Below are 13,320 nucleotides of genomic sequence, written 5' to 3'. Positions count from 1 at the left end.
CAGTCCTCAGCCATTTTTTCAGGCAAGCCGCCGGCCATCCCCGACAAATGCTGCCAGTCCATGCTTATCGCGCTGGCCCGGCCCTTGCTACCACATGAAAGTCATGCACTCTTGCCGCATGGTCAGGACGTTGCGGCTTCACCAGGGCCTGGCGACCTGTCCATTGGCGCAACGCCTTGCGGAGAACAGTCGGCATCTATGGCAGTCGCGTTTGATGAAATGAATATTCCCGGCGGGGACCTTCGCCCCGCCTATCAGGAGCTGGCGCGCTGGCTCAAGGAGACGCCTCCCGAGGCGCTCGAATATCGCCGCCAGGAGGCCGAGCTCCTGTTCCGCCGCATCGGCATCACCTTCGCGGTCTATGGCGAGGCCGAGTCCACCGAGCGCCTGATCCCCTTCGACGTGATCCCGCGGATCATGTCGGGCAAGGAATGGGCACTGCTGGAGAAGGGCCTGAAGCAGCGCGTGCGCGCGCTCAACATGTTTCTGCGCGATATCTATCACGGCCGCGACATCCTGCGCGCCGAGATCGTGCCCGACGATCTGATCTTCCAGAACCCGGTGTTCCGGCCCGAGATGAACGGCCAGCAGGTGCCGCACGACGTCTACGTGCACATCGCCGGCATCGACATCGTCCGGGTCGATGCCAACGACTTCATCGTGCTCGAGGACAATGCGCGCACGCCCTCCGGCGTGTCCTACATGCTGGAAAACCGCGAGATCATGATGCGGTTGTTTCCGGATCTGTTCGCCCGCCACAAGGTGGCGCCGGTCGAGCGCTATCCGGACGAGCTGCTCTCGGCGCTCCGCTCCGTCGCGCCGCTCAGCGCCTCGGGCGAGCCGACCGTCGCCCTGCTCACCCCCGGCGTCTACAACTCGGCCTATTACGAGCACTCCTTCCTCGCCGACAAGCTCGGCATCGAGCTGGTCGAGGGCCGCGATCTCATCGTCAAGAACAACGAAGTGTTCATGCGGACGACCGAAGGCGTGAAGCGGGTCGACGTAATCTATCGCCGCGTCGACGACGACTTCCTCGATCCGCTCACCTTCCGTCCCGATTCCGTGCTCGGCGTGCCCGGGCTGATGTCGGCCTATGCGGCCGGCAACATCACGCTCGCCAACGCCGTTGGCACCGGGATTGCCGACGACAAGGCGATCTACTCCTACATGCCGGATATCGTGAAATTTTATCTCGGCGAGGAGCCGATCCTGAAGAACGTCCCGACTTGGCGCTGCCGCGAACCGAAGGACCTCGCCTATGTGCTGGACAATCTGAGCGAGCTCGTCGTCAAGGAAGTGCACGGCTCCGGCGGCTACGGCATGCTGATCGGGCCCGCCGCGACGAAGGCCACGATCGAAGCGTTCCGCGAGAAGCTCAAGCGCGAGCCCGAAGGCTTCATCGCCCAGCCGACGCTCGCGCTCTCGACCTGCCCGACTTGCACCGCAACCGGCCTCGCCCCACGCCATGTCGATTTGCGGCCCTTCGTGCTCACCGGCAGCAAGAGCACCACTGTCGTGCCGGGCGGCCTGACACGCGTCGCGCTGAAGGAAGGCTCCCTGGTGGTGAATTCGAGCCAGGGCGGCGGCACCAAAGACACCTGGATCCTGGACGAGTAGTCAGATGCTGTCGCGTACCGCCGAAAACCTCTACTGGCTCGCCCGCTACGTCGAACGGGCCGAATATCTCGCGCGCACCATCGATGCGACGCTGCGCGTCACCGCGCTTCCCGCCGCCTATATCGGCAAGACCAATGAATGGGACTCGGCGCTGCTCACCGCCGGCGTCGCCGCCAGCTTCTATCAGACCTACGAGGAAGCCAACGAGCACAACGTCGTCAACTACCTCTCGTTCTCCGTGGACAATCCATCCTCGATCAGGAACTGCATCGAGGCGGCGCGGCTGAACTCGCGCTCGGTCCGCACGGCGCTGACCAGCGAGATGTGGGACACCATCAACTCGGCCTGGATCGAGCTTCAGGCGGTGTGGAGCAAGGGCACCTCGACGCGCGAGGACCTCGCAAAATTCCTGCGCTTCGTCCAGGAGACCTCGCTGCGTTTCGACGGTTCGGCCTACCGGACCATGCTGCGCAACGATGCCTACTGGTTTTCGCGGATGGGCGTGCATCTGGAGCGCGCCGACAACACCGCGCGCATTCTCGACGTGAAGTATCACGTGCTGCTGCCCGAGGAGGAGCATGTCGGCGGCCCGCTCGATTTCTATCAGTGGAGCTCGATCCTGCGCTCGGTCTCGGCGCTGACGGCCTATCACTGGGTCTATCGCGAGACGCTGAAGCCGTGGCTGATCGCGGATCTGCTCATCCTCAACGACACGCTGCCGCGCTCGCTCGCCAGTTGCTACGGCAATCTCGTGCGCAACCTCGACCAGATCGGCGTCGCCTATGGCCGCCAGGGCCCGGCCCAGCGCCACGCCCGCGGCATCCGTAACCGGCTGGAACACAGCAATATGAACGACATTTTCCAGCATGGCGTGCATGAATTCATTCAGGAATTCATCACCGACAATTCCAGGCTGGGCGAAATCATCACGAAGCAGTATTTGATCTGATGAACGCCGTCATTCCGGGATGGTCCGAAGGACCAGACCCGGAATCTCGAGATTCTCAAGTGCGCAATTGCGCACTAGAGTTCGATGCTGACGCATCGCCCGGAATGGATCAAAACCACCATGCGCCTGCGAATCCTGCACACCACGACCTATCGCTACGAGCCGGCAGCCACCAGCGTAATCCAGATCCTGCGCATGACGCCCGGCAGCCATGACGGGCAATATGTGGCGGAATGGCAGATCGACGTCTCGACGGACACCAAGCTCGACACCCACGAGGACGCCTTCGGCAACGTCACCCATGTGCTGTCCTGCGGGCCTGTCGGCGACATCAAGATCACCGCCGAAGGCCTGATCGAGACCCACGACACCGGCGGCGTGCTGCGCGGGACCGACGAGCGCTTTCCGGCCGGCATGTTCTTACGTGCCACCGACCTCACCTCGGTCAATCCGGCGATGATGGCGGTCGCGCGCCAGTTGCGCAGCGAGGCCGAGAGCGACACGCTCGGCTTCCTGCATACGCTGATGACCGAGATCGCCGATCACATGACCTTCGACGAGGACCCGACCAACAGCGGCACCTCGGCGGCGGAGGCGTTCACGCTCAAGCGCGGGGTCTGCCAGGACTACGCGCACATCTTCATCGCCTGCGCCCGCACCGGCGGCGTGCCGGCGCGCTTCGTCTCCGGCCACTTCCTGCGCGCGGACGGCACGGTGCATCAGGACGCCGGTCACGCCTGGGCGGAAGCGTTTGTGCCCGATCTCGGCTGGGTCGGATTCGATCCCGCCAACAGCATCTGCGCCACCGACGCCCATGTCCGCGTCGCGATCGGGCTCGACTATCTCGGCGCAGCTCCGGTGCGCGGCACCCGCTATGGCGGCGGCGCCGAGACGCTGGCCGTGGCCGTGAAGGTCGAGCAGGCCGGCCGCGGCGGTCCGTCGCAATCGCAATCCCAACGGCAGAGCTAGGCGCAGCCGTTCGAGCGCATCGGTCGTGCTACACTCGCGGGGATCGAAGCTGCCCCCGCGAGGTACCCATGGCCACCGTAAAACTGCTTTCGGACGATGAACTCTCCACCGAAGCGCGCGCCGTCTTCGACGATATCCGGAAGGTGCGAAAGTCGGACTTCGTCAACAATTTCTGGCGTGCGCTGGCGCATGATCCGAAGACGCTGCGGCGGACCTGGGAGAGCATCAAGGAGGTGATGGCTCCCGGCGCGCTCGATCCCAAGGTCAAGGAAATGCTTTATGTCGCGGTTTCGATCGCGCATGGCTGCAGCTACTGCATTCACTCCCACACCGCCGCCGCGCGGGCCAAGGGCATGACCGAGGCCGAATATGGCGAGCTGCTCGCCATCGTCGGCATGGCCGCGGAGACCAACCGGCTGGTCACGGCGCTCGGCGTGCCGGTCGACGAGGCGTTTCTCGTCGATGCCGCGGATTGAGCGGCAGAGCTGGCTGCCACGCCCCGGAATGACGACCTTCCCCCGGGAATCGGGGGTTGGACCGGCTCCCGAAATTCGCTAGTAATTCCGCGCAAACGCGTTCGGGGACTGGAAATGACCTATTGTTGCGGAATCCTGGTTCGGGACGGTTTGGTGATGATCGCCGACACCCGCACCAATGCCGGCCTCGACAACGTCTCGACCTTCCGCAAGCTGCACATCTTCTCAAAGCCCGGCGAGCGCATCATGGCGATCGCCAGCGCCGGCAACCTCGCCATCAGCCAGTCCGTGCTCTCCACGCTGACCGAAGGCCTGGAGGACCCCAACACGGGCGAGGTCGAGACGCTGATGAACGCGCCGACCATGTTCCAGGCCGCCCAGCGCATCGGCCGGGCGATCCGCGCGGTGCATGCGACCGAGGGCCCGGCGCTGAGATCCGAGGACGTCTCGTTCGACGTCTCCTTCCTGTTCGGCGGCCAGATCAAGGGCTCCCGGATGCGCCTGTTCATGATCTACACCGCCGGCAATTTCATCGAGTGCACGACCGATACCCCGTACTTGCAGATCGGTGAGCACAAATACGGCAAGCCCGTGCTCGACCGCGCCATGCATTACGACGTCGAGCTCTACGAGGCGCTGAAGACCGGCCTGATCTCGATGGATTCGACCATGCGTTCGAACCTCGGCGTCGGCCTGCCGATCGACGTGCTGGTGGTGCGCGCCGATGCCTGCGATGCAGATCTCAACCATCGCATCGAGGCCGGCGAGCCCTATTTCCACGATCTGCGCTCGCGTTGGTCGGCGGCGCTGCGCGCGGCGCACCAGAACATTCCACGGCCGCCCTACAAGAACGAAAAAGAACCTAAAACCTGACAGCATGAGAAAAGGCAGGAAACAATGAGTGAAGCAAACAAGATCGCAGTGGTGACGGGCGCCGGCACCGGTGTCGGGCGCGCCGCGTCGCTGGCATTGATGAACACCGGCTTCACCGTGGTGCTGGTGGGTCGCCGGCTCGACATGCTCGAGGAGACGGCGAAGCTCGGTCCCGCCGGGAAAAGCCTGTGCGTCACCGCCGACATGACCAAGCCGGATTCCATCGCCGCACTGTTCGACAAGGTGAAGGCGACCTATGGCCGGCTCGACGTGCTGTTCAACAATGCCGGCATGGGCGCTCCCGCGGTGAACTTCGAGGACCTCAGCCTCGAGCAATGGCAGGCGGTGGTGAACACCAACCTTACCGGCCCGTTCCTGTGCACCCAGCACGCCTTCCGCATCATGAAGGACCAGACCCCGCGCGGCGGCCGCATCATCAACAACGGCTCGATCTCGGCGCATGCGCCGCGCCCATTCTCGGCGGCCTACACCTCGACCAAGCACGCCATCACCGGCTTGACCAAGGCCAGCAACCTCGACGGCCGCATGTACGACATCGCGGTCGGCCAGGTCGACATCGGCAATGCCGCGACCCCGATGACCGATCGCATGGTCAGCGGCCCCGGCGTGCTGCAGCCGGACGGCACCACCAAGCACGAGCCGCGCATGGATGCGAAAGCGGTCGGCGATGCCGTGGCCTACATGGCCGGCCTGCCGCTCGATGCCAACGTGCTGACCATGACGGTCATGGCAACCAAGATGCCGTTCGTCGGACGGGGCTGAAGCTAAAATTGCGAAAACAACCCCATGCACAGTAGGCGTCAAGAGGCGCCTGCTGCTGCTTGGCTGCGGGGGTGACGCGAGTTAAGTCCACGAGCTATCTCAACAATCGTCATTGCGAGCGCAGCGAAGCAATCCAGAATGCTTCCGAGGCAAGATTCTGGATTGCTTCGTCGCTTCGCTCCTCGCAATGACGTGGAGAGAGCGGAGGCCTACTCCAAGCTCTCCACCTGCCGCAGGCTGGGAAACAGCTTCATCCAGAGCAGCGCCACCGCAACCGTGGCGACGCCGCCGAGCACGGCGGCGGGCATGGCGCCGAGCAGCGCGGCGGCCACACCGCTTTCGAACTGGCCGAGCTGGTTCGAGGCGTTGATGAAGAGGAAGTTCACCGCGCCGACGCGGCCGCGCATCTCGTCGGGCGTGGACAGCTGCACCAGCGAGAAGCGGATCACGACGCTGATCGTGTCGGCGGCACCGAGCACGGCGAGCGCGAGCACCGACAGCCACATCCAGGAGGACAGCGCGAACACGATCGTGGCGAGGCCGAACACGATCACGGCCTGGAACATGCGCAGGCCCACGTGCCTCGAGATGGCGTGGCGTGCCAGCACCATGGTCATCAGGAGCGCACCGACCGCCGGCGCGGCACGAAGCACGCCGAGCCCGACCGGACCGGTCTGGAGGATGTCGCGGGCATAGATCGGCAGCAGTGCGGTGACGCCGCCGAACAGCACCGCGAACAGGTCGAGCGAAATGGTGCCGAGGATCGCCGGATTGCTGCGAATGAAGCGAACGCCGGCAAAGATGTTGTCCGAGTCCATCCCCTCCTTCGCGATCGCCTGCGGACGCGGCCGGATGAAGCCGGTCAGGATCATGCCGACAATCCAGAACAGCACCATCACGGCGTAGGCGAGATGCGGGGAAACCGCATAGGCGAAGCCGCCGAGCGCCGGCCCGGTGATGGTCGCGACCTGCGCCGCGCCGCTGGAGACGGCAGTGGCGCGCTGAAGCGAGCCCTGCGGCGCGATCAGCGGCAGCAGCGCCGCCGTGGTCGGGCTCTCGAACGCGCCGGCAATGCCGAGCACGAAGGTCGCGATGAATATCTGGACCTCGCCGGCCGCGCCGAGATAGGTGATGATTGCGAGATAGAGCGCGGTCGCCGCTTCAACGAGCTGGCAGAGCTGGACCACGCGCTTGCGCTCATAGCGGTCGGCGGCGTGGCCAGCGACGAACACCAGGAGCGCGGTAGGCAGGAACTGCACGAGGCCGACCATGCCGAGGTCGAAGGCCGAGCCGGTGAGATCGTAGATCTGCCAGCCGATCGCGACCGCCGCGATCTGGCTGGAAAAGCGCGACAGGCTGCGCGAGAGCAGGAAGAACAGGAACGCGCGATGGGCGAGAAGCGCGCGGGCGCTGACCGGCGGGTGTCCGGATATTGGCTGCTCTGGCATCGCCTTTTGGGTCACCCTCGGACCGCTCGCCCCCTCACTGTCGAAGGCCCCCGCGTGGCCGAGGCGGACCCGCTTGTCAACAGTGGGGCGCCTCTGGCGGCCCCCGGCATTGCCTTTGCAGCGCAGGCGCGGCCATAATCATTGGGGGTTTGGGGACATCATGCTGCGCTTGCAATCGGCACTCGGCATTTTCGCATTGCTGTTGATCGCCTTCGCGTTGGCGGAGAATCGGCGCGCGGTGTCGCTGCGGCAGGTGGCGATCGGCCTCGTCGCCACCTTCGTCACGGCGATCGTGCTCCTGAAGCTGCCGGTCGTCGCGCACGCCTTCGGCGCCATTAATGACGCGGTCGGTGCGATCTCGGCCGCCTCGCGCGCCGGCTCCGCCTTCGTGTTCGGATATGTCGGCGGCGGCGCCCTGCCCTTCGACGTCAAGGTGCCTGGCGCCGATTTCATCCTGGCGTTCCAGGCGCTGCCGATCGTGCTGGTGATGAGCGTGCTGACGACGCTGCTATTCTACTGGCGCGTGCTACCGCCGATCGTGCGCGGCATGGCCTGGCTGCTGGAGCGGACGCTCGGTGTCGGCGGTGCGGTGGGCCTTTCGACCGCCGCGAACATCTTTCTCGGCATGGTCGAGGCGCCGCTGTTCGTGCGGCCCTATCTGAAGCAGATGACCCGCAGCGAATTGTTCCTGGTGATGACCGGCGGCATGGCGGGCATCGCCGGCACGGTGCTGGTGCTCTATGCGACGCTGCTGGCGCCCCACATTCCTGACGCGGCCGCGCATTTCGTCATCGCCTCCGTGCTGGGCGCGCCGGCAGCGATCCTCGTCAGCCTGATCATGGTGCCTGAAACCTCCGACACGCGTACCGGCGGCACGCTCGAAGATCCGGAGATGGAGGTCTCCAGCACGATGGATGCGATCGTGAAAGGCACCAGCGCGGGGATCGAGCTGCTGATCAACATCGTCGCCATGCTGCTTGTGCTGGTGGCGCTGGTCTATCTCGTCAACGCTATGCTCGGCCTGCTGCCGAACGTTGGCGGCGCCGCGATCTCGTTACAGCGCCTGCTGGGGCTGGTTATGGCGCCGGTGTGCTGGCTGATGGGATTGCCATGGGATCAGGCGGTGACGGCCGGTAGCCTGATGGGCACCAAGACCGTACTCAACGAATTGATCGCCTATGTCGACTTCTCGAAGCTTCCGGGTGATGCGCTCGACCCGCGCTCGCGCCTGATCATGCTGTACGCAATGTGCGGCTTCGCCAATTTCGCCAGCCTCGGCATCATGATCGGCGGCCTCGGCGTGATGGCGCCGGAGCGGCGCGAGGAGATCAACGCGCTGGGATTGAAGTCGATCGTATCGGGGACGCTGACGACTTGCTTGATGGGCGCGGTCGTGGGGGTGTTGGCTTGATGCCGTAGGCCGGATGAGCGCAGCGAGTATCCGGGATCAGCTTCGCCGCGGAGAGACTTTCCCGGATGCCGCTACGCTCTCATCCGGGCTACGAACCGGTCATTCCGGTCAACTGCACAATTTCGACTTCTGCAAGATGCGGCGCACCTCGGCCAGCTTGGCACGGCACGGCTCGGCCGCCATGGCTTTCGCCTCGCTTTCCCGTCCCTGCGCCCATAGCAACACCGCCATCAGGCCCTGTGCGCCGGAGCGCACCGGCCCACCCGCCACATCCGAAGCTGCGAGCGACATGGCGGTTCGCGCCTCCGTCTCCGCCGACCTCAGGTTGGCTTGTTCCAGGAAGAAGACCGCGCGGAACACGTGAGCCCGCGCGTCTTTCGGGTAGCGGGTGACGAGGTCGAAAGACCGGCTGACCATCTCGTCAGACTTCGTCGGCACTTCCGATGCGCGGATATAGTGCACGGCATCGGCCATGTAGGACGAATAATGCACGGCGGCGAAGCCGGCGCAGATCAGAGATCCGAGGGATGCTGCAAGCAACGTCATGCCGGCGCTCCGCGGCAGGCTGTCATAGGACCAGAAGGCGAGCCACGGCGTGATCGCAAGCGCGGCGCCGGCCACCGCACCGCCTGCATGGGCATAATAGTTGACATTGCCCGAGGCGCCGAAGGCCAGCGGCAGCAGTGCGGGCACGCCGAAGAAGAGCGACGTCTTCAATCGCGATATGGTTTGATCGGCGTCCGCTTCGGGATCGAAGCTCGCGACGAACAGTGCGGCAATGAGCCCGGTAATGGCGCCGGACGCGCCGACGCCCACCGTGCCGGGGCCATTGCCCAGCAGAGAGCCGACCTCACCCGCCACCGCACTGGCGACGAAGATCAGCGCAAACCAGCCACGGCCGATCAGAGACTCCAGCCTGACGCCGACGATGAACAACCCGACGCAGTTGCTGATGAGGTGCCACCCGCTGCCATGCAGCAGCGGCGCAAGGCCAATCCTCCACCACTCTCCTCGTCCGACAACGAGATCGTAACCGGAGGCGCCCTGAGCGATCAGCGAGCGGACATCGAGGTCACCGTCCCGCGCAACGTCGATGGCCAGACTGCGTTGCAGGGCGAAGATCAGAAGCAGACCAAAAATCAGGCCAATGGTGAGGAAAGGGATATCGGCCAAAAGCTTGTTGTCGCCAAAAAGCGTCCCCTCACTAGGCAAGGCCTGAGCGGGGTCGCGCACGATCTCCCGAACGATCGGCGCGGCGACGGGTTGAAATGACGCTCTTGAGGGCGGCGCCGCAACGCCGCGTCGGCCAAAAGTGTTGGTCGCCATGAAAGCACTCCCGCGTTTTCACAGCTTTGAGTTGATGGGAGAGGTATTTTCGACTGGTTAGCGCCCGCCCTACGGGACAGCTGAAACCATCCGACTGGTAAGTGCCCGGTTTCGCAGATCGGGGGCTTTTTAGCGATCGTGTGACGGGAACGCTGACGACGTGTTTGATGGGCGGTGGTGGGGCTGGAGTAGCGATGGTCCTGTAGCCCGGATGGAGCGCAGCGCAATCCGGGAAGGTCTGCGTCGTCGCAGGCAGCGGCCCCGGATTATGCTTCGCTCCATCCGGGCTACGAACCGTCATGGCAATGACGAAGGAGAGAGGGGGCCTACGCCTTCAACTCCACCGTCTTGAATTCCGCCGGCAGGATCACCTCCAGCAGTTCGACGTCATCCGAATAATCCAGGATCATGTGCTTGATCTTCGGCGGCTGGGTCCAGGCGCTGCCTTCCTTCATCAAGGTCTCGCCCTGCCCGTCCATATAGGTCTTCACCCAGCCCTTGAGCACGTAGACCATCTGGAAGTCGACGTCGTGAAAATGCAGTTTCGACACCTCGGCCGGATCGCAAGGACCTTGCAGCCGGATCACGTGCGCTTGCGCGAGGCCGTGACTTGCGTCGGCGATGCCGAGGTCGCGGTATTTCGCGTAAGCGCGCAGGCCATCGGCCTTGAAGTCTTCCTCGCGGTGATGGCTGATCGCGATGCGCTGCCTGGGCCGCGCGGGCTTCTTCGGCGCGGCGGTACGGGCCTTCGCCTTCACCGCCTTGCGTGCCGAGGATCGCGCCGCCGCTTTGGCGCCGCTCCGCTTCTTCACTGCGGTCTTCGTTGCGGGTCTTGATGCCTTTTGCTTGGCCATTGTCTGCCTCCCTGATCTGAGCCGCGCCCGCCGGACGGGTACAACCCGAGCACAGATTATCCAGTCTTGGATGAGGCGGCAATTGCCGGGCGCGAGGCTGGCGGCTCGATGACCCGATCGGTCGTAGCTTGTCCCAAGCTGTCGTGGCGAACGGCCGTCGTCTCGTATTCGTTCTCCCGCTGAATTAATCTCGAAGAGAGATTCTGGGGGATTGAAGCCATGGGCAACAGCGTAGGTCAGCGTGCATTTCAAAATGCCCGGCTGCAGAAACGGCAAAAAGCCGAAGTGCTGCCGTTGCTCGGGCATGCGCTCCAGCTCCACAAGATGGGGCTTCTCGCCGAGGCCCAGGCTGCCTATCGGCAACTCCTGCAGCTCGCGCCCAACCAATTCATGGCGCTGCACATGCTCGGCGCTTTGGAGTCTGATGCCAAGAACTTTCAGCAAGCCGAAATCCTGCTGAGCCGAGCGGTCGCCGTGGATCCGCAATCTGCCGATGCACATATGAGGCTGGGCGTCGCGTTCAACGGGCTGCGGCGTCACGACGACGCCTGCGCGAGCTATCGAAAGTCCCTCGCCTTGCGGCCCAACCACGCCGCAACCCTCTCCAATCTCGGTAACGCGAACGTAGCCCTCGATCTTCACGAGGAGGCGCTCCATAGCTACGACAAGGCGATCGCACTCAACCCAAGCCTTGCTGAAGCCCACAACGGCCGGGGTTGGGCGCTGTGCCGTCAGCGCAATTACGACGAGGCCGTCGCAAGCTTGAACCGCGCGCTGTCGATCAAGCCCGACTATGCCGCGGCGCTGGCGAACCGTGCCACGGCTTTACGGGAACTTCAGCGATTTGACGAAGCGCTGGCAGACGGCAATCAGGCGATTGCGCTGGCACCCGACGACGCGAATGGGTGGCTCGCGCGGGCCAGTGTCCTGCTCCAGATCCAGCAAATTGCCCACGCATCCCACGACTGCCAGCAGGCGCTCGCGATCGATCCCGACTCCATTCAAGCTCACCTGGTGCTGGGTCTTTGCCTCGCCGGACTTGGCCGGGTCAATGAGGCCCTCGCCAGTTTCGACAGAGCCCTCGACATCCAGCCCGACCTGCAGAGCGCGATCTCCAACAAGATATTCACGCTCGATTTTGCGGGGGACGCCACCGTTGAACGGCATCAGCAGGCGCGTCAGGTATGGTGGGAGCGTGTCGGCGCGAAAATCGCTTCAGGCGCGGCGAGACCGCATGACAACAGCCGCGATCCGGACCGCCGTCTGGTGCTCGGCTATGTCTCATCGGATTTCAACGCGCATTCGGCTGCGTTGATTTTCAAGCCGGTGCTCCAACACCATGACCGGGCACAGTTCGAGGTCGTGTGCTACGCCTGCTCGTCGAAAGTGGATGCGACGACCGGCGAATTTCAGGGGATCGCCGATCGCTGGCGCGACGCCTCGCAATGGACCGAAGATCGCCTCGCCGCCGAGATCCGCGCCGACGGCATCGACATCCTGATCGATCTGTCCGGCCATACCAGAGGCAACCGCCTCGGCGTGTTCGCGCGCAAGCCGGCACCGATCCAGGTGCATGGCTGGGGCCACGGCACCGGCACCGGGCTGCCGACGATCGATTATCTGATGTCGGATCCGGTCGCGATTCCTCACGAGGTTCGGCATCTGTTTGCCGAGACCGTCGTCGACCTGCCGTGCTTCGTGACGCTGGCGTCGCTGCCGACCGAGATTCCGCGGGCACCAACGCCGGCGATCTCGAACGGTTTCGTCACCTTCGGCGTCTTCAACCGCATCAGCAAGATTTCGGACGAGGCAGCGCAGGTCTGGTCCAGGATTCTCGAGCGGGTGCCGGGCTCGCGACTGCTGATCAAGGATGTTGCGCTGGACGACCAGCTGGTCCGCGAAAATTTGCTGGCCCGGTTCGAGGCTTGCGGATTGCCGGCCGAGCGTGTCGATCTGCTCGGCGCCACCTTGCGAAGTGAACATCTGGCATCGTTCAATCGCGTCGATATCTGCCTCGACCCGTTCCCGCAGAATGGCGGCGTCAGCACATGGGAAGCCTTGCAGATGGGCGTGCCGGTGGTGGCGAAGCTCGGCAACAGCCTGCCCAGCCGTGCTGCCGGCTCCATCCTCACCGCACTTGGCTTGCCGGACTGGGTCACCGACAGCCATGAGGCGTATATCGAAATCGCAACGAGCCGAGGTTCGCAAATTGGCGAGCTCGACAGGTTGCGCCGCGAGCTGCCCGACAAGATCCGGGCCGCAGCCGCCAGCAACCCCGTCTCATACGGGCGAGCGGTCGACGAGGCCTATCGCGCGATGTGGAGACGCTATTGCAGCGAGGGCGCCTGATCGCCCCTCAGGTGATCACGGGAATAGCGCGTTCGCCCGGCGCAGCTGCAACGGAGATATCGTAGGGTAGGCAAAGCGACTTGTCCGCCGTAGCTCGAAGAGCGAAGGCGGAAGCATGCCCACCTTCCGTGCGCGATCATGGAGAGATGGTGGGCACGGCGCTTAAGCGCCTTTGCCCACCCTTGTAATAGCGCGATCGTTTATCTTTGACCTGTTCCATGAGGAATGGCCTGCCGCGGTTTGCACCCCGCGACAGGCCGCTGGC

At 64.3% G+C, this 13,320-nt stretch carries 11 protein-coding genes; 8 read left to right on the top strand and 3 right to left on the bottom strand.

Annotated elements, in window-relative coordinates:
- Nucleotides 1-198: 198 nt before the first annotated feature.
- The 6 genes from GGD66_RS21495 to GGD66_RS21470 all read left to right on the top strand — a co-directional run bounded on the left by GGD66_RS21495 (nucleotide 199) and on the right by GGD66_RS21470 (nucleotide 5,667).
- On the top strand, nucleotides 199-1,617 hold the full coding sequence (locus tag GGD66_RS21495; RefSeq protein ID WP_183258949.1) for a circularly permuted type 2 ATP-grasp protein: 1,419 nt from the start codon (nucleotides 199-201) through the stop codon (nucleotides 1,615-1,617).
- Nucleotides 1,618-1,621: 4 nt separating this feature from the next.
- Nucleotides 1,622-2,566, top strand: coding sequence for an alpha-E domain-containing protein (locus tag GGD66_RS21490; RefSeq protein WP_183258948.1), 945 nt, complete (start codon nucleotides 1,622-1,624; stop codon nucleotides 2,564-2,566).
- A gap of 120 nt (nucleotides 2,567-2,686) precedes the next feature.
- Entirely contained in the window at nucleotides 2,687-3,535 is an 849-nt protein-coding gene (locus GGD66_RS21485; RefSeq protein ID WP_183259144.1) for a transglutaminase family protein, read from the top strand.
- 68 nt (nucleotides 3,536-3,603) lie between these two features.
- The gene (locus GGD66_RS21480) at nucleotides 3,604-4,011 is read left to right on the top strand and encodes a carboxymuconolactone decarboxylase family protein (RefSeq protein ID WP_092259187.1); all 408 of its coding nucleotides are present in this window, start codon (nucleotides 3,604-3,606) and stop codon (nucleotides 4,009-4,011) included.
- A gap of 114 nt (nucleotides 4,012-4,125) precedes the next feature.
- Complete coding sequence (locus GGD66_RS21475; RefSeq protein WP_092259186.1) at nucleotides 4,126-4,884, top strand: proteasome-type protease; 759 nt, start codon at nucleotides 4,126-4,128, stop codon at nucleotides 4,882-4,884.
- A gap of 24 nt (nucleotides 4,885-4,908) precedes the next feature.
- On the top strand, nucleotides 4,909-5,667 hold the full coding sequence (locus GGD66_RS21470) for an SDR family oxidoreductase (RefSeq protein WP_183258947.1): 759 nt from the start codon (nucleotides 4,909-4,911) through the stop codon (nucleotides 5,665-5,667).
- Nucleotides 5,668-5,876: 209 nt separating this feature from the next.
- On the opposite strand, the gene GGD66_RS21465 is transcribed toward GGD66_RS21470, so the two are convergent.
- The gene (locus GGD66_RS21465) at nucleotides 5,877-7,115 is read right to left on the bottom strand and encodes an MFS transporter (protein ID WP_183258946.1); all 1,239 of its coding nucleotides are present in this window, start codon (nucleotides 7,113-7,115) and stop codon (nucleotides 5,877-5,879) included.
- A gap of 160 nt (nucleotides 7,116-7,275) precedes the next feature.
- Between GGD66_RS21465 and GGD66_RS21460 the strand changes: the two genes are divergently transcribed.
- Nucleotides 7,276-8,526, top strand: coding sequence for a NupC/NupG family nucleoside CNT transporter (locus tag GGD66_RS21460; protein ID WP_183258945.1), 1,251 nt, complete (start codon nucleotides 7,276-7,278; stop codon nucleotides 8,524-8,526).
- 108 nt (nucleotides 8,527-8,634) lie between these two features.
- Here GGD66_RS21460 and GGD66_RS21455 read toward each other — a convergent pair whose 3' ends face one another.
- Nucleotides 8,635-9,852: a rhomboid family intramembrane serine protease gene (locus tag GGD66_RS21455; protein ID WP_246788954.1), complete on the bottom strand. Its 1,218-nt coding sequence runs from the start codon at nucleotides 9,850-9,852 to the stop codon at nucleotides 8,635-8,637.
- A 326-nt stretch (nucleotides 9,853-10,178) separates the two neighbouring features.
- Nucleotides 10,179-10,706: a cupin domain-containing protein gene (locus GGD66_RS21450; RefSeq protein WP_018322061.1), complete on the bottom strand. Its 528-nt coding sequence runs from the start codon at nucleotides 10,704-10,706 to the stop codon at nucleotides 10,179-10,181.
- A gap of 219 nt (nucleotides 10,707-10,925) precedes the next feature.
- Here GGD66_RS21450 and GGD66_RS21445 point away from each other — a divergent pair, with 219 nt between their 5' ends.
- Nucleotides 10,926-13,055 (top strand): tetratricopeptide repeat protein, encoded by a 2,130-nt coding sequence (locus tag GGD66_RS21445; RefSeq protein ID WP_183258944.1) that lies wholly within the window; start codon nucleotides 10,926-10,928, stop codon nucleotides 13,053-13,055.
- Nucleotides 13,056-13,320: the final 265 nt, after the last annotated feature.

The organism is Bradyrhizobium sp. CIR48 (assembly GCF_014198315.1).
Classification (GTDB): Bacteria; Pseudomonadota; Alphaproteobacteria; order Rhizobiales; family Xanthobacteraceae; genus Bradyrhizobium.
Note: the sequence above shows the minus strand (reverse complement) of the source record. Positions and strands in the feature narration are given on the sequence as shown.